General features: G+C 41.9%; 20 protein-coding genes. 14 read left to right on the top strand and 6 right to left on the bottom strand.

All coding sequences use genetic code 11. The features are described 5' to 3' along the window. Positions 1-364: 364 nt before the first annotated feature. Complete coding sequence (locus tag B3P16_RS11285) at positions 365-853, top strand: helix-turn-helix domain-containing protein (protein WP_286843013.1); 489 nt, start codon at positions 365-367, stop codon at positions 851-853. Here B3P16_RS11285 and B3P16_RS11280 read toward each other — a convergent pair. After that, positions 850-1,992: a fatty acid desaturase gene (locus B3P16_RS11280; protein ID WP_286843011.1), complete on the bottom strand. Its 1,143-nt coding sequence runs from the start codon at positions 1,990-1,992 to the stop codon at positions 850-852. The genes B3P16_RS11285 and B3P16_RS11280 overlap by 4 nt on opposite strands. 91 nt (positions 1,993-2,083) lie before the next feature. Between B3P16_RS11280 and B3P16_RS11275 the strand changes: the two genes are divergently transcribed. Continuing rightward, positions 2,084-2,578 carry a hypothetical protein gene (locus B3P16_RS11275; protein WP_286843008.1) on the top strand — a complete coding sequence of 165 codons (495 nt, stop codon included), beginning with the start codon at positions 2,084-2,086 and terminating at the stop codon, positions 2,576-2,578. Positions 2,579-2,872: 294 nt separating this feature from the next. Next, complete coding sequence (locus tag B3P16_RS11270) at positions 2,873-3,580, top strand: DUF6266 family protein (RefSeq protein WP_286843005.1); 708 nt, start codon at positions 2,873-2,875, stop codon at positions 3,578-3,580. A gap of 294 nt (positions 3,581-3,874) precedes the next feature. Here the strand turns inward: B3P16_RS11270 and B3P16_RS11265 are convergent, their stop codons facing one another. From B3P16_RS11265 to B3P16_RS11255, 3 genes are read right to left on the bottom strand one after another with little or no spacing between them, the layout of a single operon-like run. Further along, positions 3,875-4,285 carry a hypothetical protein gene (locus B3P16_RS11265; protein WP_070565800.1) on the bottom strand — a complete coding sequence of 137 codons (411 nt, stop codon included), beginning with the start codon at positions 4,283-4,285 and terminating at the stop codon, positions 3,875-3,877. 55 nt (positions 4,286-4,340) lie between these two features. Then, a complete protein-coding gene (locus tag B3P16_RS11260; RefSeq protein ID WP_172462450.1) occupies positions 4,341-4,502 on the bottom strand; it encodes a hypothetical protein in 162 nt (53 codons plus the stop codon). A 16-nt stretch (positions 4,503-4,518) separates the two neighbouring features. Continuing rightward, complete coding sequence (locus B3P16_RS11255) at positions 4,519-6,381, bottom strand: vWA domain-containing protein (RefSeq protein WP_286843002.1); 1,863 nt, start codon at positions 6,379-6,381, stop codon at positions 4,519-4,521. Between the two features lie 80 nt (positions 6,382-6,461). Here B3P16_RS11255 and B3P16_RS11250 point away from each other — a divergent pair, with 80 nt between their 5' ends. From B3P16_RS11250 to B3P16_RS11230, 5 genes are all read left to right on the top strand, one after another. Continuing rightward, on the top strand, positions 6,462-7,040 hold the full coding sequence (locus B3P16_RS11250; protein WP_070565798.1) for an RNA polymerase sigma factor: 579 nt from the start codon (positions 6,462-6,464) through the stop codon (positions 7,038-7,040). Beyond that, on the top strand, positions 7,027-8,298 hold the full coding sequence (locus tag B3P16_RS11245) for a TonB family protein (protein WP_286842999.1): 1,272 nt from the start codon (positions 7,027-7,029) through the stop codon (positions 8,296-8,298). Before B3P16_RS11250 ends, B3P16_RS11245 begins: the two co-directional genes overlap by 14 nt. 180 nt (positions 8,299-8,478) lie before the next feature. Continuing rightward, positions 8,479-10,449, top strand: a complete 1,971-nt coding sequence (locus B3P16_RS11240) for a DUF3857 domain-containing protein (RefSeq protein WP_286842996.1) — start codon at positions 8,479-8,481, stop codon at positions 10,447-10,449. A 391-nt stretch (positions 10,450-10,840) separates the two neighbouring features. Beyond that, positions 10,841-11,392, top strand: a complete 552-nt coding sequence (locus B3P16_RS11235; RefSeq protein WP_112375548.1) for a dihydrofolate reductase family protein — start codon at positions 10,841-10,843, stop codon at positions 11,390-11,392. Then, on the top strand, positions 11,382-11,915 hold the full coding sequence (locus tag B3P16_RS11230) for a MepB family protein (RefSeq protein ID WP_286753162.1): 534 nt from the start codon (positions 11,382-11,384) through the stop codon (positions 11,913-11,915). The genes B3P16_RS11235 and B3P16_RS11230 overlap by 11 nt, the downstream gene beginning before the upstream one ends. Here the strand turns inward: B3P16_RS11230 and B3P16_RS11225 are convergent. Continuing rightward, entirely contained in the window at positions 11,912-13,396 is a 1,485-nt protein-coding gene (locus tag B3P16_RS11225) for a PLP-dependent aminotransferase family protein (protein WP_286842994.1), read from the bottom strand. The two genes, B3P16_RS11230 and B3P16_RS11225, sit on opposite strands and share 4 nt — an antisense overlap. A 141-nt stretch (positions 13,397-13,537) precedes the next feature. Here B3P16_RS11225 and bioB point away from each other — a divergent pair, with 141 nt between their 5' ends. The 6 genes from bioB to bioD are packed head-to-tail and all read left to right on the top strand — an operon-like array spanning position 13,538 to position 19,237. Continuing rightward, on the top strand, positions 13,538-14,617 hold the full coding sequence (gene bioB, locus B3P16_RS11220) for a biotin synthase BioB (RefSeq protein ID WP_286709722.1): 1,080 nt from the start codon (positions 13,538-13,540) through the stop codon (positions 14,615-14,617). 8 nt (positions 14,618-14,625) lie between these two features. Further along, a complete protein-coding gene (bioA, locus tag B3P16_RS11215) occupies positions 14,626-15,942 on the top strand; it encodes an adenosylmethionine--8-amino-7-oxononanoate transaminase (protein ID WP_286842992.1) in 1,317 nt (438 codons plus the stop codon). Then, the gene (locus B3P16_RS11210; protein WP_286842991.1) at positions 15,939-17,099 is read left to right on the top strand and encodes an 8-amino-7-oxononanoate synthase; all 1,161 of its coding nucleotides are present in this window, start codon (positions 15,939-15,941) and stop codon (positions 17,097-17,099) included. The genes bioA and B3P16_RS11210 overlap by 4 nt, the downstream gene beginning before the upstream one ends. Next, on the top strand, positions 17,096-17,794 hold the full coding sequence (locus B3P16_RS11205) for a DUF452 family protein (RefSeq protein ID WP_286842990.1): 699 nt from the start codon (positions 17,096-17,098) through the stop codon (positions 17,792-17,794). The genes B3P16_RS11210 and B3P16_RS11205 overlap by 4 nt, the downstream gene beginning before the upstream one ends. 5 nt (positions 17,795-17,799) lie before the next feature. Further along, on the top strand, positions 17,800-18,612 hold the full coding sequence (gene bioC, locus B3P16_RS11200) for a malonyl-ACP O-methyltransferase BioC (RefSeq protein WP_286842988.1): 813 nt from the start codon (positions 17,800-17,802) through the stop codon (positions 18,610-18,612). Then, complete coding sequence (gene bioD, locus B3P16_RS11195) at positions 18,605-19,237, top strand: dethiobiotin synthase (RefSeq protein ID WP_286842985.1); 633 nt, start codon at positions 18,605-18,607, stop codon at positions 19,235-19,237. The genes bioC and bioD overlap by 8 nt, the downstream gene beginning before the upstream one ends. 97 nt (positions 19,238-19,334) lie before the next feature. Here bioD and B3P16_RS11190 read toward each other — a convergent pair whose 3' ends face one another. Next, complete coding sequence (locus B3P16_RS11190) at positions 19,335-21,848, bottom strand: phosphocholine-specific phospholipase C (protein ID WP_286842981.1); 2,514 nt, start codon at positions 21,846-21,848, stop codon at positions 19,335-19,337. Between the last annotated feature and the right edge of the window lie 91 nt (positions 21,849-21,939).

Raw genomic sequence — 21,939 nt, 5'->3', positions numbered from 1 at the left:
GCAAGTCGACTTTTGTCGTCATACACAATCTGGTAGAATCTGACCAAAATTTCGGTCATTGTGCCGACGTACTCGACAATTTACCACGGCTCCGGTGGAACTTGACGGATTCTTGGAAACCGAAGCCAGGTAAATCGACAATATCTGCTTAAATAATTTCGTTTTTCATTCGCCTGTGTGCTACTAGATAATAACTTTTTATATTGGTTTACACAGGACGGTGACGTAGGGTCTATTTACTAAACAAATCTCAGTACCGATTAAATCATCTGTTATAACAAATATAAAAGAAAAAATAATAAATACAAATTTTTAAACAAAATAATGAACTATATTTTGCGCAAATTGTCATTCAATTCGTTGTATGACGGATGAAGACAAAGCATTACTGGAAACAATTGGTTTACGCTTTCGCGCGAAACGAAATGATCTTTATTATACACTACGGGATCTATCCCATCTAACAGGCATTTCAACAGGAACACTCAATGGTATAGAAAAGGGAAAAGACTTAACGCTCACAAACTTTTTAACTTTATGCCGCAGCCTGGAAATCCAACCGACGGTATTTTTTCAGCATGATATTGTTTTTAATTCGCCCTATTCCCTACCTCCTGATGCGCAGGAAAGAATCACGCTAAGCAAAAAACTGGATGACCTCGTCTATCATTCGGATTTTTTCCACTCAGCACGACGTGTTTCGGAAGTGTTGATCCAATTGGGTATTGACAAGAGCCAAAGCAACAAATTCTCTGTTTATCTAACCAACTATTGTGAAGAGGGAGCCCTCGTCTATCAGCAGCATGGTAACTATAAAACCTATCGTAAAAAAAAGGTAAATAAAAAGGACTAAACTTCTTTGTTGGAAAGTTCACGAAAACGGTTTGCCCTTCTAAACGTTCCCAAATCATTAAAACGAACCCCATACTTGCGCAAAATTTCTTGTGCCTTCTTGCGCCCAATATGACGTACGTAAAATGTCTCATTGACGACAAAATGATGGATGCTATGTGTCCAACCGAAAAAGAAACAAAACAATTGCATCGGAAAAGTCCACCAAACTGTCAATACTTGTGTCTGCTCAATAACATTTCCAGCTTCAACATCACCAAAATAATGCATGTTTGATGTAATAAAATGCAAACAAAACTGACGTAATAAGTTTGGCAATAGAATAACATAAATGATCCCATGCAGACTTATCAACATGTTATTAACATAGTATGGAAAACTCAAATCTAACTCAAAAACCTCACTTAACCAACCAAATAACAGGTCTGCAAAAAAGAAATATAAAATCACATGTGCAAAAATCGTCACTGGAACAATGCTCAAAAACATAATCCGTTTTAGTTTTGAAGAAGTCTCCAACTTTAGATTTCCATTTTTCACCTCGCTGTCCATATCGTTAAACATGCGATGCAGTCGAAAGAGCCCACCCAACACAACATCGGGAGTTGTTAACAGACGTTTGATCGACCACTGCTCGCCATTCGTAACACTGCGTTCCTCAACATCATGTAATGTACCCGAAAACTTATGATGATGATGATGCAAGGTCCTGCGTATCCAAGGATTTACCGTCAATGGACGTAATATCCATACACTAAAAAGCATAAAATGATGAATTGCCTTTTGTCTTTTAAAATAAAGCCAATGAATCAGATCATGCTCTATTTCATGCAACACGCCCATAAAAAACGCATTACTGACAATCATAAGCCAAGTTGGAACAACAGCGCGAAACCAAGCTATCGATACAACGACAATTGCCAGGATCGCCAGTGCGAATAGAGCCATTCCGATACTGTTCTGACTTTTTAAGATGGGATACATTCCTTTAAGCTGCTGGTAGGAAAGATTTATTTCCCTCCTAATCTGGCTCGACTTTTCCTGATGTGTCAAATTCGATGTGATTTTATCGGTAAAAATAAGGATTTTTTCGCAGACATCTAACATGTTAGGTAGAATGCCCCACCTACTAATAACCATAATAGGCTCTAAAAAATATTTCCAAAAACTGTAACAAAACGAACGGGGCTAATACTAATGAATTAAAATAAACTTATAAACATAAACAGGTATGGAAAAGAAATCAATTTACAACTGGAAGAATAATTTGTTCGGAACTAAATCAACCCTCTACCGCAATGAAGCAGTTATAGGAAGTTTAGAATCTATCAATTGGAATCTGGACGCTCATGTTTCTATCCACAACGATCAGTTCCGTTTCAAAAATAGGGGATTTTTCAACTCATACACGGAGATTCGCAATCAAAACAATGAACTGATCGGCGATATTGAATATGATACCTGGACAACTAAAGCCACTATTAGCCTAATCGATAAAAAATACACGTGGAGATCAAAAAATATGTGGATGACCTCCTGGCAAATTGAGAACGAGCAAGGGGAAGTTGTCGAAATCAAACCTTCTTCGCTCAAAAATGGAGGGAAAATAGAAAGCTTTGAACATAGCGAATTGATCTTGTCTATTAGTTTATATCTTCAAAAACGTATTACAATGATGGTTTCTATAGTTGCCCTGATCCCACTATTTACCTTACTACTAGGTTAACGTAGCAGCCAACTTCTAATATATATCAGTCAAAGCAGATCACTCCTCGGATCTGCTTTTTTTGTGCAAACCATTAAGTAAGCAACAAGCGATTTCACCCAAAAAAAATAATGCACTTAAAGGGATTTGGTAGGGACTTTATAGGGACCTTATAGGGACCTCATTCGGATGAAGCCGTCTTAACTACCTATTAACTCCCTATTACGTAACACCTTATTTACAATTATTTAACAGATTAAACTAAACTTATCTATTCGTTGTGTGTTAGTACCCCTACACATTTAATTTAATACTATGGCAAATGTAACACAGGGTGTAAATGGTCCTCCCTCGGGCAAAGTGGGGGCAGTTGTTTTTTGTAAATGGAAAGAGATCAATTATGTCAGGTCTCTTCCGAGGGTGAATAAAAAAAGAGCACTTTCTGAAAAGGAAGTGAACAATCGAAACAAATTTGGACTTATGCAACAATTCTTAAGTCCTTACACGAGAGTCATACGGCTCGGCTTCTCAACCTCCGCCAAAAATATGACAGCATTTAATGCAGCGATGTCCTATAACCTTCACCATGCCATGCAACAAGACGATGAAGGTTTTCATATCGATTATGAAAAGATTGCCATAAGCCGAGGTTTGGACGAAGAGATTACAGGGGCAACATTTCAATTGTTGAACGAAACTATCCATATCACTTGGGAACTAAAAAACACCGAAAAACTCTTGTACGAGGATCTGACAGATTTCCGAACCTTGGTACTCCTCATTCCTGAAAATCCAATAAACGTTTCACAAGGTGTTTTACTTCAAAATTACATTATGGATTTGCGAGAATCTATTCAAATACCGAAACTAACCCAAAGTGATACATATCATCTATATCTAGGTTTTGTTGCAGCTGACGGAACTAATCGGAGCATGAATAGCAGCTATCTCGGAAATATAAACCTAGAAAGAGGATTAAGTTCCTTCCGGGAATTAAATTCATCAACAGGAGAAATAAAATAATTCAAAAACAAACACACAAAACACTTAATCACAATAAGATAACAACATTTTAACACCGAATTCATGTTAATATGCTTACTTCGTATAAGCGATATGATTCACAATCGATGGTTTCAACAGCCACATCAATTTCGGCCATGAAGCCAATCGTCTTTATATCTAGTAGGCATTTGGTTACCCCCTCAGCAATCCTCAACACATATCCATGTGCAAGTCCTACTACTTTCTCTATTCAGTTCGGCAAGCTCATACCTTGCCGAACATTCTATTACCCAACGGATCCCTGATTACGATTTAACTTCCAAAAGGATCTGTCTTTTTTTCGGTCTTTACGATTTTAACCAAATGCTCCAATGCATTTTTCAGACGTTTAGCATCTTCTTCCGTTTGGATCGCCCATAAAATTTCATCCGTGCTTGGCGAAGACTTAAATCGAATTTGATAACCGGATTTTACTCTTGCAATGACAAGTACATCTGATTTGGCAATATCACTTCTAAAATGCTGGCCACTGGAAAGAAAGACTGTTAACACCTTCCCATCTACCGTTACCGTGTCAATTTTCGTATCCTTATAACGGTAAGCTACCTTATATAGCTTATTAATATAAGCCATGGTCTGTTGTTTATTCAAGCTCGCATTTTGGGCTACTGATGGCACTGTAATACCAATAGCCAAAAGAAAGCACAAGAAAAAATTCTTCATTTATCTAACATTTTTTATTTCCATATACTATAACAACACATCGCTCAGATTGCACTTACTCACCAAATATCACATAGCGCAAATCAGCAGAAGCAAAATACGTTCCTTTTATTGATGAACTAAAAATATAGATTTTATTTACTTTTTTACCTATTGCCCCACAAACTAAACTTATTTCCAGTAGCCGCATTTCGATTGCTGCTACTGAAAAATTCATCTTTAGCCATTTTTAGTTATTCTTTCGATCTCGATAAATCCCGTGCATTCTCTGCCATACGGATAAATTCAGCACGATAACCTTCCTCATCTTTGCCTTTGGAAGCTTTTGCGCGCGCGATTAGCTGATCAAAATTGGCCTTTTGCTTAAAATCAGAATCACGAAGTAATAGACCAAGTTCCGCTACCGCAGTGGCGAACTGTAAATCTTCACTCACGCGATTCAATTCCGTAACAGTAGTTCCCATCACCTTTTGTTGCAACTTGCTTTTCTCCCCTTCGGGCTCCTTATACCGAAATTTCACGGTTGCCAGTTCAGCATTTCTCCGCTCAGCTACCGGATCCGCTTGTTGTTGATATTTTAAGGGGTCTACCGTTCCGACCATCCCAGACTCCACACCGACCGGTACAATTTCATATAGGGCTGTCACCACATGACCTACTCCCATATCACCACCCATCTTTTGATCGTCATTGAAATCTTCAGCTTCCAACAAGCGGTTTTCGTACCCCACTAAACGGTATGCCTGCACATAACTGGGATTAAATTCGACCTGGATCTTGACATCTTTCGCAACGGTAAACAAGGTTCCCCCGAATTCGGTCACCATCGCTTTTCGTGCTTCAGAAATGTTGTCGATATACGCATAATTCCCATGCCCTTTGTCTGCAAGGATTTCCATCTTACTGTCCTTCAGATTCCCCATGCCATACCCCAATACTGTGAGGAAAACCCCCGATTTACTTTCTTTGGCAATCAGCTCTTCCATCGATTCGTCACTGCTTTCCCCAACATTGAAATCGCCGTCACTAGCCAAAATAATCCGGTTGTTTCCACCTTTGATAAATTGTTGCTTCGCAATTTCGTAAGCCTTCTTAATTCCTGCAGCTCCAGCCGTACTTCCACCGGCTTCCAGCTCCTCAATAGCCGATTTAATTTTCATCTTTTCATCACCGGGCGTACTCTCCAGTTTTACCCCTGCCGATCCAGCATAGGTCACAATGGCAACATGGTCTACAGCACGTAGTTGATCAACCAACATCTTCAGCGAAGCTTTCACCAAAGGCAGACGCCCCGGTCCCATCATTGATCCCGACACATCGATCAAAAACACCAGATTGGAAGCTTTAAGATTCGCCGTCGGTATATCTTTCGCCTTTAATGTTACGCGCATGAGCTGATGTGTAGTATTCCAGGGTGCCTTGGTCAATTCGGTGACGATATTTACAGGTTCGCCATTCTTAGGTCCGGCCACTTGATACTGAAAGTAATTGATCATCTCTTCAACCCGTACCGCATCTTTTTCAGGTAGTGTTCCTGAATTGATAAAACGACGTACGTTACTATAGGAAGCAGCATCAACATCGGCCGCAAATGTTGATAAAGGTTCTTTTCGTGGATTGATAAACTTGTTTTCCTTTATTTTTTGATAAGATTCTTGGTTCTGATTAGGCACATAACCCGTCCCTCGAATATACAGACCCGATACTTGCCCTGACAAAGCTGCATTAACATTCATCACCGACGCCGTCTGACGCTTCGCCCTGCGCTCAGATCCGGTCACCACAACTTCATCCAGTGTAATGTTTTGTTGCACCAAGCCCACATCAATCGTTGACCGATGGTTGACCGCTATCCGTTGCTCAAGATATCCGATATAACTAAAAATCAAGGTATTTTTACCGTCAAGGACTTGAATACGATAGTTTCCCTTATCGTCGGTCCGCACCAGCGCTTTTGTAGCAACATTGCTCACCTGTACGCCCGCAAGGGCAGTCCCTGTATTCGCATCGACAACCTTACCGCTGACCTCATATCCCTGCTTGGCATGTCCACCTAAGGATAGCAACAAGCCTATTACAAAAAGTATTGCTCTCATATCTTTACATTTTTGCCAAGGGATGCCACAAATATTAAATTTCCATAAACCAGAAAAAAAAAATATTTTTAGCCAATAAAATGTTCGCATTCAAGTCGTCAAAAATAGATACAGCACAAGACCACGAGCTCTTGCTGCACTACCAGGAATCCATGGAGCTCCAGGTATTGGGGGATCTATACCAGCGACATACCGAGATGGTATACTATGTTTGTTTACGGTATCTCCAAGATTCCGAATTGAGCAAAGATGCTGTCATGAATATCTTTGAAGAATTAATATATAAAGTCAACAAGCAAGAAATCAAGGACTTCCCAAGATGGCTTTATGTACTAAGCAAGAACCATTGTTTGATGTATTTAAGGTCTCAAAAGAACAAATCTCAAATTTCTTTGGATGAATTTGTGAAATTTCCAGGAGACGTGCATCAGTATGAACAATATGATGAAAAAGAAGAACAGCTAACAGCCATGGAAGGCTGTCTGGAAAAGTTGCCAGACAAACAGCAGCAGTCGGTCAGACTCTTCTTCTTAGAGGAAAAATGTTACAAAGAGATTAGCGAATCTACCGGTTATAGCTTGAACGAAGTAAAGAGCTATATACAGAATGGGAAACGGAATTTAAAAAATTGCATGGAGGCTTGGAATGAGCAACAGTAATTACGACATAGCATACTTAAAGAAATACGTCAACGGCGAATTATCTCCTACGGAGATGTACGCGCTTGAACGTGAGGCACAGCGTGACCCCATGCTGGCCGATATTCTTATGGGTATGGAAATGGATCAGAATAAAACCGTACTTACAACAATCAACAACCAAATTGCACAACGTGTTCAGAAAAATAATACCGCTAAAATAAAGGTCTTTGATTGGAAGAGACTTGCCATCGCCGCAGCGGCAGTGATCGTATTGGGGATTGGTCTCCTCCTTTACCGTCGACAGGACAAAAATTCATCCGAAGCGAGGCGTACCGCCGAAGTAAGTATTACGCAGGAAAAACCCAAAACAAAGGTTACAGCAGCAGATTCTATCATTCCTTCAGATGATATTGCATCAAAAATAGGACCTCAAGATCATTTGCCACAATTAGCCGATAATAACCGAACGCGGCTTCATGAACAGCATCCACTGGAAGAGGTAACCGTTTTATCCCGGGAACCATCCCTGCGTGTAAAATCATTGGAAGAAATGAAGGAAGGTCTCAATAATGATCGCCCTGTATTTGGATTAAGACCTGCAGACAGTACAATTGTTATCGGTTATGCACCAATGGCAAAGAAAAAAGATGCTTCCCAAACCATTATGATTCGTGGAACATCAAGTTTAAACAATACCCTTGCAGGCAGAGCTCCGGGTATTGCGATGCCACAACAACAAGGTACCCCGCTACAACTTACAATTCGGGACAAAGAGACAGGCTTACCTATTTCGGGAGTGACAATCATTCAACCCAATAGCAAGTTTGCGACAAATACCGACGCACAGGGCCAAGCTACCATCCAACCCAGCACAATGGATTCACTCGTCGACATCATGGCTCTGGGCTACAATTCTGTCGCATTGAATATGCGTCGCAGCAAAAATACGACGATCAAACTGCAACCTTCCGGCGCCTCTCTTGATGAAGTCGTCGTTACAACGATGTCTTCACGCAAATCAAAAAGTGCCGAACCTATCTGGGGCTGGAGATCGTTCAACAATTATATCAAGAAAAAAACAGCTAAAAGCCGCTATGAGGGCACTGTCCGTTTAAGCTTCTATATCGATAAAGATGGACTCCCAACAAATATCAGCGTTCTCCAAAGTGCAAATGATTACCTCGATGCCAAAGCCAAAGAGATTCTACTTTCGGGACCAAAATGGAAAGGGGAAGACTACCGCTATGTCACGTTAAGCTTCGAATTCACCTTGTAAGGATGCGATCTGAGCACATCCTATCTAATTACAACACAAGTTTATCTCGCTATCGGGACAAATAAGCAATCGCAATTGATCGATCCATTTATCTTTTCAACCAATTTAATTTATAAGGGTTTGGATTTAAAATTATTTCATACTTTAGTGTTATAATTCTTAACCATACAGTCATTTTTTATGAAAAGTTTTTTCACTGGCCTCCTCCTGCTTAGTGGTGTATACCTACAAGCGCAAGATTTTTCGTTCGGTAAAATAAAAAAGGAAGATTTTGCCATTACTGTTGACAAAATAGATACAGCAGCAAATGCCTTTGTCTTACGCGAATATGGATCAGCCGAAGTAAGTTATGATAAAAACAAAGGTCCGGTTGTTCAATTTTTCAGACACGTCCGCATTAAAATATTAAATAAGGAAGCTTATAATTACGCTAATTTCAGTATCCCTTTATATAAAAGCGGCAACGACCGGGAAGTCCTTATGGACATCAAGGGAGCGTCCTATCACCTCGTCGGAGATAAGGTTGTAGAAACAGAAATGACGAAAGCGAATATTTTTAACGAAAACGCCTCAGAAAACTATACGGTAACGAAAGCGGCCATTCCGCAGGTCCAAGAAGGTACAATTATTGAATACCGCTACCGCACAGAATCGCCATTTATTTTTAACTTAAATGCCTGGGAATTTCAGGAAGATCTCCCAAAAATTTATAGCCAATACGTCACGCGTATTCCCGAAGTTTTTCATTACAAAGCCAATTTAAAGGGGGGATTAGCCGTCAGTGACCGGAAGGTAGAAAATTACAACACAGGCCTGGATTCTCAAGTTGGAGAAGTCTTAGGCAATAAAACCACCTATACCATGGAAAATATTCCGGCTTTCCATACCGAAGATTACATGACCTCTTCCAAAAATTTTAGGTCAATCATTTTCTTTGAGCTTGGTCGGTATAGCATTCCAATGGGACCGACAAAAGACTTCTCGCTCACGTGGGAAAATGTCAGAGATAAACTTGTACAGGACGAAAGTTTTGGTGGACAGGTAAAGCGAAAAACGGCATTGAAAGAGTTCATTGAACCGGTATTGCAGGATTCAAAAGATGACCTGGAGAAAGCGGTACGACTGTATACCTACTTCCAGAAACAAATAAAATGGAATAACCGCCATTCGATCTACGCAAAAAATATCAAAGAAGCCATCGAAAAAAGAACAGGCAATAGCGCCGATATTAACCTTGGACTGGTCAATGCCTTACGTTATGCGAAACTAGATGCCATCCCTGTTATTTTATCGACACGTGAGAATGGCTATGCAGGGCTCTATGCACCAGCGATATCAGAGTTCAACCATGTCATTGCCCAGGTAAAAATAGGTGAAAACTACTACCTGCTGGATGCGACCTCTCCCTATGAGATGTTTGGAAATATTCCAATGAAATGTGTCAACTTTCAGGGAAGATCAATTCCTCTGGAAGGCGAATCTGACTGGGTAAAGCTCGAGGCAAATCTTGCATCTACTTACAGTAACTTCTTCTACGGTGAACTGTCGGAAGATGGTGCATTAAAAGGAAAATGGATTACCTCACGTAACGGTTATGGTGCTTCCAAAATGCGTGAGCGCCTTCAAGGAAGTAATTCTGAAGAAGAATTCTACGAAAAAATAGATGAAGAAAACAATCGCATCAAAATCAATAGTTTTAAAGTATCGAATCGGGAATCCCTTGATAAACCGCTAACGGAGGAGTTTGAAATTGAGATTAAGAATTTTGCAACCCTGCAAAATGAACAACTTCTATTCAATCCTTATATTGACACAAAAATGTCCAAGAATCCCTTCAACCTTACGGAGCGGAATTATCCGATCGACTTTGGTTCTTTAGTCCAAGAAGAGTGCTACATTGAAATCAAACTGCCAAAAGGCTATGCATATCCAACGGAAGGAAAGTTAAAAAACATCAGTATGGCTCTTCCTGAACGTGCGGCCCGATATATTTTCAAAATCAATAATACAACACCGGATGTTCTGATCATCGAATCTGCAACACAATTAAACAAACCCTTGTTTATGCCGGAAGAGTATTTTGATTTAAAAGAGTTTTTCAGTCGGATCATCCAGGCAGAAAAATTAGATGTTGTACTCAAAAAAATATAACGATATCACTTAACACAAACTTCATTTTATATTGACGATTAGCTTAAATAAGGGTGATAACTTTGAATATCAAAAAATAGTAAAATGATTAAAGATTCAGATTTATTCGAACTAGAGAATACCTTCCTTGGTGAAGGTTTCGAATTAGATGGTGATGATATTATCACCGATGAAGACTAGGTCTTCACTTTTTTAGCAAGTATTATTCCCCTTATATAATCTCAAAGCCCAGACATTCTTTGCTGGGCTTTTTCTTTGCTCCGTTGTTCGGCAATTTGGCCAAACCTTATTATTTCTCTATCTTTATGTTATCCTGACAATCCGCCGTTGAGCTAACCCAGCTTCTATTATTACGGGAACGCAAGTAACAGGTTTAAAGCAAATAACACACATGAGAAAAATAATATTGGATCTGGCCATGACCCTAGATGGCTTTATTGAAGGCTCACAGGGAGAGGTTGACTGGTGCATTATGGATGATGACATGGATTTCGATGGCTTTTTGGCTTCGGTCGATACCATCTTTTATGGCCGGGTGAGCTATGATGCCTGGGGTAATTTCCAACCGGGTGCTACGGCCGATGAAACGGAAATAAATCTTTGGAAAAATGTCCATGCGAAGAAAAAATATGTTTTTTCCAGTCAAGCAAGACAAGATGAAAACGCTACTTTCATCCAAACTGATATCACTGAACATGTTCAGGAAATAAAAGCGCAGCCCGGAAAAGATATTTGGCTATATGGGGGAGCACGTCTAATCACAACATTCATCCAAGCCAACCTTGTTGACGTCTATCGCATTTCCGTTCACCCCATTGCCCTGGGAAGTGGCAAGCCTTTATTCGAAAACTTACCTGAACGACTATCCCTAAAACTTGTCCAAAGCGTCACATTCAAATCGGGTGTTGTTCAGTTAATCTATATCCCTCAACATGAATCTTAACCATCAGGCAGCCCCACAGATCGCTGACCAGATGATTAGGAAAGTACTAGATCAGCTCGAAAGTATATTTATGCCCCATTGCTCGCTCCTATCGGAAGATCAACCAGGTAGAGCCTATTATGGTTTTAATTTTCAACTGGGCAACAAAAACTTCAAATTTAGGAAGGCTAAGATAACACCAAGAAAAGTGGGGTTATTCGTTGCTCTTTGGAAACGTGACAGCGGTGGTCAAACCATCCCCTTTACTGCAGATGATCCTTTCGATTATTACCTTATTTTAGTTGAGCAAGACCAGCATTGCGGCTTATTTGTTTTTCCAAAACAGGCGCTCATTGAACATGAAATCCTCACAGCAGGTTGTCAAGAGGGTAAACGCGGATTCCGAATTTATCCAGATTGGAGCATCCCAACGAACAAACAGGCTACCAAAAGCAAACAATGGCAGCACACATACTTTGTGGATTGCTGTGGGTCTCCTCAAGAAGCCAAAAACAAATTGACCCATATACTGCAAAGCAACTAGTCGATATTTCCGACCAAATCGGCATAAGCAGCACGCAACAAAGAAATTGCCGTCACCATACTTTGTTCGTCAAGATGGGCAAACCCCAACCGCAATGCTGTAACGGTTTTATTTTGATAAAGGCAATTACTCGGCAACAAGAGTCCTAGCAACCGCACTTTTTCTTGCAAGGCTGTCAGCGAAACAACCCGATTAAACTGTATCCAAAAAGCCATTCCCGAGGACGGGATTTCAAACCGGATCTGATCTTCAAAATGCCGTAACAGCAATTGGGCAAACAATTCTTTTCGCTCAGCAATTGTTTTCTGAAATTTACGCTGATACCGAAAGATATCACCCTGATGGATAATTTCACCCAAGGTTTTCTCGATCATAAAATTCGGTTTTCCGAAGATATTCAAATACTTTTTACCTTCATCCAACAGATCCTGTGGTGCGATCAAAAAGTTCATTTGGAAACCAGGATCAAAGAAACTACCGAAAGCACCTGTATAAATCACGCGGTTACCGCCATTTTTCCGAAAAAGTGATTCGCCTTTCTCCTTAAAAAAAGAAGACTCAAAATCCACATCATCCTCAATAATGATAAAGTTATACTGCTCGGCCAACGCTAATAATTGAATTTTCCTCCGCTCGGAAAGGTTAACCGTCGTTGGATACTGACATCTGGTATTGAGGTAAACACATCTGATTTCTCCGGGTTTAAATTGATCTCCGATTTTATCTACATTCATCCCCTCCGCATCTACTGGAATGGTTTTTAGCTTGGCCCCAGCTTGACTAAAGATCATGTTAGGTAAAAAATAACTTAAATTTTCCACCAGCACAATATCACCTGGTCGGATCAATAATCGGGATAAAATTGAAAAAATCTGCTCGCGGCTGGCAATAGGCAACAAGAAATTCCGGGAAAGATGAAACCCTCTTGTTAAATTCAGATAATAGCTTAACTGGTCCCTAAAAAACAAATTCCCTTCAGTCGTCGTCGGAAAATCATCACTTTTCTTTTTCCGTTTCACCATGGATGCATAAAAACGCACCAGTTCCTCCGTTCCAATGACATTATAATCCGGTGTTCCATCCGTAAAATAGTACCTTTCGGGAACCTCTGAAATGGGCATATCTAAGATGAGTTCCTTTCTAAAAAAGTAAGGTGCAAAATCAGGCGGCTGTCTAAATGCCTTAACTGCAGACCTGGAGGTACCGATACGCTCGGGATTTTTCACAAAAGTTCCGCGATTAGGTAAAATTTTCACCCAGCCCTGTTCCTGCAATTCCGCTAAAGCAGCTACAATGGTTTTTCGGTGCACATTTAGTTCATCAGCAATCTTCCGACTTCCCGGCAACAGATCGCCATCTTCCAATAGATTACGTTTGACGGCATTGATAAATTGATAAACAATCTGCAGATAGATGGCATCTTCCTTACGGCGATCTATCTTAATAATGGAATGAAAACCTATACTAACCGGACTACTCATTATGTTTATTTCGGACTACCAAAGTTATCATTTAAACTATAATCTTTGCAATCATCAAGAAAAAATAATCGCGTTGAATACTCAATCTCAATGGTCATTAAGCAAAATAGACCTGACTTTAGCATAAAAATTAGCAATAATATGGAAACAAAACCACAATGGACGCAGGAAGAAGTTGTTGCTTTATACAACAAACCAATAATGGATCTTCTTTATGAAGCGGCATCGATACATCGGAAATATCACGACCCCAACAAAGTACAAGTGTCCACATTGATCTCAATAAAAACAGGTGGCTGTCCCGAAGACTGTGCCTATTGTCCACAGGCCGCACGTTACCATACGAATGTAAAAGCGGAAGGCCTAATGAGCCTAGAGCAGGTAAAGGAGCAGGCACTGGCGGCCAAAGCTGGCGGTAGCTCACGAATCTGTATGGGGGCCGCCTGGCGTAATGTTAAAGATGGCCCTGAGTTTGATCATGTACTGGAGATGGTCCGCACATTGAATAGACTTGACATGGAAGTCTGCTGCACACTAGGTATGCTGACCGAAAACCAGGCACATCGTCTTTCAGAAGCCGGACTATACGCCTACAACCACAACCTCGACTCCTCTGCCGACTACTATAAGGAAATTATCTCGACCAGAAGCTATGATGATCGCCTGCAAACGATCGAAAATGTACGTAAAACCAACATAACGGTATGTAGCGGTGGTATTATTGGGATGGGAGAAAGTATCGCCGACCGTGCAGCGATGTTGGTCACGCTTGCTTCGCTCATTCCACAACCCGAATCGGTACCGATCAATGCACTCGTTCCTGTACCCGGTACTCCAATGGAGGTCATGGAAGCAGTTTCGATATGGGAAATGGTACGCATGGTCGCTACAGCCCGAATTTTATTACCCACCACACAGGTTCGCCTTTCTGCAGGGCGTACCAACATGAGTACAGAGGGACAAGCTTTATGCTTTTTCGCAGGAGCCAATTCGATTTTCTCGGGCGATAAACTCCTCACCACGCCCAATCCCGCTATCAACGAAGATATGGATATGTTTAAAACACTGGGGTTAGTGGCACAGCAGCCTTTCGAGAAAAAAAATCAACCCGAAACCATCGCAACGGAGATGGCGCATTACCATGATCTTGGTGAAAGACCAAGATGGTCAAGACCAGAACATAAAATCCAGCGTAACATCGCTAAACAGCAAGACAAATAACAAACCCTATGCAGCAAACCATAATGGAAGGAAAAGAAATCAACCAACACGACCTTATCGATGATTTTGACAGAGCGCATTTATGGCATCCGTATACAACCATGACTAATCCCTTACCTGCCTACAAGGTTAAACGGGCAGATGGCTGTATAATCGAGTTGGAAAATGGGCAGCAGCTTATCGATGGTATGTCCTCTTGGTGGTGCGCCATCCATGGCTACAATCATCCCGTCCTGAACGCTTCGGTCACAGCACAGCTCAGCAGCATGTCACACATGATGTTTGGCGGACTTACACACGAACCAGCAATTGCCCTCGGTAAAATACTGCTTGATATCACCCCTGCTTCACTCAACAAAATATTTTATGCCGATTCGGGTTCTGTTGCAGTGGAAGTTGCGCTTAAAATGGCTACTCAATACTGGGTATCACAAAAAAAGACCAATAAAACAAACTTTGTCACGATTCGTTCGGGATACCATGGCGATACCTGGAACGCGATGTCGGTCTGTGATCCCATTACTGGCATGCACCGCATCTTTGACCATGCTTTACCCAAACGCTATTTTGCCCCTGCCCCAAAAATAGGGTTTAACCAAAAATGGGATGCCAATGACATTCAACCCTTAGCAGACCTGATCTGCTCGCATAAGGACGAACTGGCCGCTCTCATCCTCGAACCTATCGTTCAGGGAGCCGGTGGTATGCGTTTTTATCATCCGGAGTACTTGCGTCAGGCAGCACATCTTTGCAAAGAAAATCAACTGCTATTAATCTTTGATGAAATTGCTACCGGATTTGGACGCACGGGAAAGCTCTTTGCCTGGGAGCATGCCGGAATAGTGCCCGATATCATGTGTATCGGTAAGGCTCTGACCGGAGGTTATATGACGCTATCAGCCGTGATCACTTCAGATCAGGTTGCAACTACAATCTCCAACGGTAAACCGGGTACATTTATGCATGGGCCAACTTTTATGGCCAACCCCTTGGCTTGCGCTGTAGCCCACGCTTCTATCAAATTACTGTTGGCAACGGACTGGAAAGCGAAAGTAACATTAATCGAGCAACAATTAAGACGGGAACTTAGCGCTGCTACAATGCTGCCCCAAGTTGAGGAGCTCAGAATTTTAGGTGCAATTGCAGTTATCGAGATGAAAAAATCCGTCGATCTATCCCGCATACAACAGCGGTTTATCGAAGAAGGAATTTGGGTTAGGCCATTCGGAAAACTGATTTATATCATGCCCCCTTTTATCATAAACGAAGGTGAGCTACACAAGTTAACACAGGCATTACTAGCCGTAATCAGCACAATCCAATGAGTGAAAACAGTTTAATCCAGCGCATTGAAGACGAATTATTTACCCTTGAAAAACAAGGGAATATACGAAAACTCCCCCTTATCACACAGCAGGGTAAAGCAGAACAGGAGTATGTTAACGCGCATCACAACCTCTCTTCTAACGATTATCTTGGCCTGGCAACAGATCAGATACTTCGTCAAGAATTTCTAAACTCGGTGACAAAGGATAATGCTGTATTCAGTGCTTCCTCTTCACGTCTACTCACAGGAAACCATGCAGGCTATATGCAATTGGAAACAACGCTGTGCCGTATGTTTGGCACGGAGAGTGCATTGGTCTTTAACAGTGGCTATCATATGAATGTAGGCATACTTCCTGCAGTGTGTGATACACAGACACTAATTCTCGCCGATAAGGGTATCCACGCAAGCCTAATTGATGGCATCCGACTGTCCAATGCGGCCTGCTACAGGTACCGCCATTCCGATTACACCCACTTAACGCAATTATTGGCAAAATATGCCCATCGCTTCACACGCATCATCATCGTCACAGAAAGTATTTTTAGTATGGATGGTGATTGCACTGACCTCCACTATCTGGTCAGTCTAAAACAGCGTTACCCCAACACCTTACTCTATGTCGATGAAGCGCACGCCGTAGGGGTACGCGGAATACGGGGGCTTGGCTGCGCAGAAGAACAGCACTGTATTACCGACATTGATTTCCTGACAGGCACCTTCGGAAAAGCGCTAGCATCGCTTGGTGGCTACCTGCTCTGTAAAGAACCCATCCGGAATTATTTGATCAATAAGGCTCGTACGCTACTTTTTACAACCGCGCTACCACCGATCAACCTTTTATGGACCGCGTTTATTCTGGAACGCTTAAGCGACTTCACTGACCGGCGCCAACAGCTGCACAAAAATAGCCTATTGCTTAAACAGGAAATAATTGCCAAAGGCTTTAATTGTCCGTCAGAGAGCCATATTCTACCAGTCATTATCGGTGATAATAAGGAAACGATACTGAAAGCAGAAGACCTGCAGCGAAAGGGATTCTACGTACTTCCCATACGTCCGCCGACAGTACCAGAAGGAACTTCAAGAATCCGGCTTTCATTAACAGCAACAATGACCTCGGCCATGATCAAACAACTCGCAGCAAGCTTATGATACTTAAAAGAATCTCCCCTAAACGGGTCACTTCAGCCGATAATTTCCCAAGGCAGTATCTTCACCCAAAATCCAACGAAAAACTGCTTTTATTTTTTGCAGGCTGGGGCATGGATGAACAGCCTTTTTTGCACTACTCTCCTGTGGGCAAAGATCTTATTGTTGCCTATAGCTATACGGATTTACTGTTGGACGAACGTCTGCTCGCAGGATACCGGGAAATTGAGGTTTTCGCCTGGTCTATGGGGGTATGGGCAGCAGCAACGGTACTGCCCGAGCTCCAAAACAGCAATTACCCCATCAGTACGTGTACCGCAATCAATGGAACACCATTTCCAATAGATGACGAAAAAGGAATTCCAGCCCAGTTATTCAAAGGAACATTGGATACACTGAGCGATAAAACACTGGAAAAATTCAGATTCCGCATGTGTGGTTCCAAGGACCTTTTTAACTGCTTTCTTGAGAGAGCCCCCCAACGGGACATCGAAGACCTCCGTTCTGAGCTCATCGCCATTGAAAAAACCGCAAGTACAAAATCAGCAACAGCATTTCAATGGCATCAGGCATATATCGGTAAAGAAGACCGAATCTTCCACGTAGAAAATCAAAAACGTGCCTGGTCCGATACCGCATATACGATAATTGACGCTACGCATTATCCCGAACAATTATTTAAGCACCTTTTAAAATGATCATCATGATGGACAAACAAAGGATTATGGCCCGTTTTTCTAAAGCTGCGCCGAACTATCAGTCGGCAGCGACTGCTCAGTACGAAATAGCAAAAAAAATGATCAGCTTAATGCAGGAGTACATACCGCTCAGACCGCAAAAAGTATTGGAAATTGGCTGCGGCACAGGACTTTTTTCGCGGTTGATGCTACAGCATCTCAAACCTCAAAAAATGGTTTTAAATGATATCTGTCCAGCAATGATGCCCGAAGTAATGGATATTTTGACCTCGCCGCACACGTTCTGCTGTGCTGATGCAGAAACCTATGCTTTTCCCAAAGATATCAATCTAATCGCTTCCTGCTCTACGATTCAGTGGTTCAACAATCCCCGCGCTTTCTTTGAGAACTGTTATGTATCGCTACCGAACTCGGGTATCCTTGCCTTCAGTACTTTTGGTCATGACAATATGCACGAGATCAATGCTACTGCAGATGTTGGACTAAGCTATCGATCTAAATCCGAACTTATCGCCGAACTTTTAACATTGAATTATACGATCCTCGTTGCACAAGAAGAACATTTACAACTATACTTTGAAAGCCCTTTACAAGTTCTGCTCCACCTGAAGCAAACGGGAGTGACGGGAATAAAAAATCACCGGTGGACAAAAGGCACGCTCCGGGCTTTCTGCGACCAGTATACTGCTCGTTACGGGACAGAAAAAGGCGTATCGCTAACCTACCATCCCATCTATATTATTGCAAAAAAAACATCAGCTGAACACGCCAATCACCAACAATCGGACAACCAACAAAAGAAACATAGCAATGAATGAAAATATCTATTTTGTTTCCGGCATAGACACCGGGATCGGAAAAAGTTATGCTACTGGCCTCCTCGCGAAACAATGGAATACAAGTGGTATACGCACCATTACTCAAAAGCTGGTACAAACTGGAAATACAGCTATTTCCGAAGATATCGTCCTGCATCGCCAACTCATGGAAATCCCATTAACGGTGGAAGATCATCAAAAAATCACCATGCCGGAGATTTTCACCTACCCGGCCTCCCCGCATCTGGCAGCGCGCCTAGATAATCGTGAAATTGATTTTACCAAGATCAGACAGGCAAGCTTGACATTAAGCCATCGCTACGGTGCTGTGCTTATTGAGGGCGCAGGTGGATTGATGGTTCCATTAAAAGAAGATTATCTGATTATTGATTACATCCAAGAAATGCAATATCCTCTTATTTTTGTCACATCCGGAAAATTAGGGAGTATCAATCATACCTTACTAAGTCTGGAAGCTATCGCCAAGCGCAAGATCAACCTACACACCCTGGTTTACAACACGTTCCCCGTTCATAAAGACCGCACCATAAGTTCTGATACGGAATTATATCTTCGTCGTTATATAGAAAAACACCATCCGGAGGCCTTATTTGTCCGCCTGTAAATAAGGTCAACCGGATACGATTGTTAGACCGATAGAGCAACAGCAGGTAGACCAGTCAAAAAGAATTGGCCGCCATTCCTGCGGAAACAAGTATAGGTTATGCTAATAATGGATCAGTTGTACACTCGACACCTGTTTCCAATCGCCCTGCGAGCTGAATGAGGAAGCTGCTGTCTTCCTTGAGTCGTACAGCAATATCATACCAATTCCCTTGCCTTTCAACATCGAGGATCAATGGCACTTCTTCGGCGGGAGCGATTTCTTTCGTTACGGCATATTTTCCATAGCTAAGGCTCTCGACAACTACGGTTACCCGCTGGTCGCTATTGTTCCCGAGTTTCAATTGCAATTTTCCTGTTGCCGCCTGAGTCAGCGCTTTGAGCTCCGGAGAAACGGTTGCCGCTAGCGCCACAGCTCCTTTCTGTCCAGAAAATTTTCGATAAAAACCATTTGGACCATGTAATTCAAAAGCATAGCGGTCTCCTGCAAATCGTGCCAGGTCCCACTGATATGTCAAACGATCACCGGCCTTCACCGCAAAATTCCAATTGCGGTAGGTTTCACTTTGCCCCTGTTCATCACGATATTCCAACGGACTATACACGTTGAAAGCTGTACCGGAAGTCTTTTTTCCGAAAAACTTGTTGTCTACAGTCATCGCCAGATGAAACTGTCCATCTTTCACATAGCCCACCGCATCATGCGCATAAGGCAATTGCAGGGATTTACGAATCCCCCGCTCCTGTATTCGGTCAAATCCCGGAATCCATCCGTTTTTAGTTGCTAGATCAGGATCTTTGACCTCAACAAAGCCTTGTGGATCATCTTTGAACTGCGCATTGTATATCGTTTCGATATATTGATTCCGATCAAGAAAAGGAAGTTGTTCCTTTTGCTGCGTAAAAGGTGTAAAGGCGCTTGTTAAATCACCACAGATTGTTCTACGCCATGCACTGATGTTTTCCAAATGCAGATTCTTGTTCAGCTTTTTATTAAAGAAAGATTCCAAAAATTGCAAAGTAGAGGTATGATCAAATACCTGAGAGCAGACCTTACCACCGCGCGACCAAGGCGACGCAATATACATGGGAACACGAAAACCTAGGCCCACAGCCCCTTCGCGTGCCTGTTTTTTAGGAATCCCCTGTTTTAGCTCATTTTCTAAACGAACCATCTCCACCTCCGTATCGATCCCTGGAGAACATGCACCTGTATCTTTCTTCTTTAAATCTGGCACCAGAAAAGGTTTAACATGGTCGTAGTAACCATCGTTTTCATCATAGGTAATGATAAAAATTGTTTTTTTCCAAACTTCGGGGTTCTTCGTTAAGATATCTAAGACTTCAGATACATACCAAGCTCCATACCAGGGCGCACTCGGGTGGTCCGAAAAATTCTGCGGACCGGCCAACCAGGATACGGCAGGCAGTTTCCCGGTATCAACGTCTTTACGGAATTGATAAAGAATATCTCCTTTAGGGACTTCCAGCGTGCTTTTTTTTCCCTGTGTCTTAAAACGTAAGGTATCAAGCGATCTGTAATTTTTATCCCCCTTGTTTACCGTAAACGCCCGCTCATTTAATGATTTCGTAAAATCACTTAGCTTGTTATAATTGTTTGCATTGAATTCCTTTAGTTCGGTCTCAGCTCGCTCCAGTGCTTCACTTTTTTTGCGAATATCAGCGCGTATCTTTTCTGCTTGTTCCTCGGAAGAAGGTGACTTCTCTTCCAACTTAGAAATCTGCATGGGCAAATCCCGAACCTGTGTTTCCAGGCTTCTGATATAGTTCTCCTTAAATTTAACTTGATAAGCCTGAAAAAACTCCAGTAGATTACACCCAAAATTGGATAACCATGCTCTTTCCTGTCCAGAAAAACCTCCGCCACAGCTGGTCTCATTTTGATAGAAACGCCAGTTAATGCCGTTCTTTTCAAGCAATTCCGGAAAAGTTGCCCAGGTCATTTTACCATAGCCAAAGTCATCGTTCCGAATATTCACTTTTTGCAGACCATCTTTCATCTCTGTAATCTTACCCGTCCAGAAAAAGGAACGGTTAGGCGTCGTGCTTGTCATGCCCGAGCAAAAATTCTGGTCACATACTGTAAAAGCATCCGCTAAGGCATAATGAAAAGGTAGATCTTCCCGTGTAAAGTATCCCAATGTCAGTGGCATCGCCGCATATTGTTTATTCCCTGATTGCTTCGATAACAGCCAATGATCGTAACGTCCTTGGTTAAAGGCATCCACCTGGCTTGCTCGACTATGTGGAAGCGAACCCATCCAGGTCACTTTACTTTCTTTCAGATTTAATCGAAAAGGAGCATAAGTTTTTCCCGCTTTATCCGTTTGATACCAGACGGGTAAACCGTTTGGTAAACGTATCGAACGGGGATCATTAAACCCCCGAACTCCCGAAAGACTACCTAGCGTATGGTCAAAGGAGCGGTTCTCCTGCATCAGGATGACAATATGCTCGGCATCTAAAAAACTGCTTCCTGGGGCAGGGTCTATCGCAAAGGCTTTCTGGATCGATGCGGGCATAAAGCTGGCAATACCTGCTGCTCCCGAAAATAGTAGGGTCTTTCGGAGGAATTCTCTTCTGCTTTCCATAATACTTATTTATAATTTCGATTTGAATCTACTTATATTTCTTTTTGTTTCATATTTCTTCATGTAAATCTTATGTTACCAAATTAAGCGC

Origin of the sequence: Sphingobacterium sp. UBA7631, assembly GCF_002483935.1 — a bacterium.
Classification (GTDB): domain Bacteria; phylum Bacteroidota; class Bacteroidia; order Sphingobacteriales; family Sphingobacteriaceae; genus Sphingobacterium; species Sphingobacterium multivorum.
The sequence above is the reverse complement of the archived record's forward strand: the minus strand, read 5'-3'. Positions and strand labels throughout refer to the sequence as shown.

What these genes read in the sequence shown, in the direction of transcription:
- B3P16_RS11235 (WP_112375548.1), top strand. Translation starts at nt 10,841, where the DNA reads ATGAGAAAAATAATATTGGATCTGGCCATGACCCTAGATGGCTTTATT.
- B3P16_RS11270 (WP_286843005.1), top strand. Translation starts at nt 2,873, where the DNA reads ATGGCAAATGTAACACAGGGTGTAAATGGTCCTCCCTCGGGCAAAGTG.
- B3P16_RS11285 (WP_286843013.1), top strand. Translation starts at nt 365, where the DNA reads ATGACGGATGAAGACAAAGCATTACTGGAAACAATTGGTTTACGCTTT.
- B3P16_RS11255 (WP_286843002.1), bottom strand. Translation starts at nt 6,381, where the DNA reads ATGAGAGCAATACTTTTTGTAATAGGCTTGTTGCTATCCTTAGGTGGA.
- B3P16_RS11230 (WP_286753162.1), top strand. Translation starts at nt 11,382, where the DNA reads ATGAATCTTAACCATCAGGCAGCCCCACAGATCGCTGACCAGATGATT.
- B3P16_RS11205 (WP_286842990.1), top strand. Translation starts at nt 17,096, where the DNA reads ATGATACTTAAAAGAATCTCCCCTAAACGGGTCACTTCAGCCGATAAT.
- B3P16_RS11260 (WP_172462450.1), bottom strand. Translation starts at nt 4,502, where the DNA reads ATGAATTTTTCAGTAGCAGCAATCGAAATGCGGCTACTGGAAATAAGT.
- B3P16_RS11245 (WP_286842999.1), top strand. Translation starts at nt 7,027, where the DNA reads ATGAGCAACAGTAATTACGACATAGCATACTTAAAGAAATACGTCAAC.
- B3P16_RS11275 (WP_286843008.1), top strand. Translation starts at nt 2,084, where the DNA reads ATGGAAAAGAAATCAATTTACAACTGGAAGAATAATTTGTTCGGAACT.
- B3P16_RS11280 (WP_286843011.1), bottom strand. Translation starts at nt 1,992, where the DNA reads ATGGTTATTAGTAGGTGGGGCATTCTACCTAACATGTTAGATGTCTGC.
- B3P16_RS11225 (WP_286842994.1), bottom strand. Translation starts at nt 13,396, where the DNA reads ATGAGTAGTCCGGTTAGTATAGGTTTTCATTCCATTATTAAGATAGAT.
- B3P16_RS11210 (WP_286842991.1), top strand. Translation starts at nt 15,939, where the DNA reads ATGAGTGAAAACAGTTTAATCCAGCGCATTGAAGACGAATTATTTACC.
- bioC (WP_286842988.1), top strand. Translation starts at nt 17,800, where the DNA reads ATGATGGACAAACAAAGGATTATGGCCCGTTTTTCTAAAGCTGCGCCG.
- B3P16_RS11250 (WP_070565798.1), top strand. Translation starts at nt 6,462, where the DNA reads ATGTTCGCATTCAAGTCGTCAAAAATAGATACAGCACAAGACCACGAG.
- B3P16_RS11190 (WP_286842981.1), bottom strand. Translation starts at nt 21,848, where the DNA reads ATGGAAAGCAGAAGAGAATTCCTCCGAAAGACCCTACTATTTTCGGGA.
- B3P16_RS11265 (WP_070565800.1), bottom strand. Translation starts at nt 4,285, where the DNA reads ATGAAGAATTTTTTCTTGTGCTTTCTTTTGGCTATTGGTATTACAGTG.
- bioD (WP_286842985.1), top strand. Translation starts at nt 18,605, where the DNA reads ATGAATGAAAATATCTATTTTGTTTCCGGCATAGACACCGGGATCGGA.
- bioA (WP_286842992.1), top strand. Translation starts at nt 14,626, where the DNA reads ATGCAGCAAACCATAATGGAAGGAAAAGAAATCAACCAACACGACCTT.
- bioB (WP_286709722.1), top strand. Translation starts at nt 13,538, where the DNA reads ATGGAAACAAAACCACAATGGACGCAGGAAGAAGTTGTTGCTTTATAC.
- B3P16_RS11240 (WP_286842996.1), top strand. Translation starts at nt 8,479, where the DNA reads ATGAAAAGTTTTTTCACTGGCCTCCTCCTGCTTAGTGGTGTATACCTA.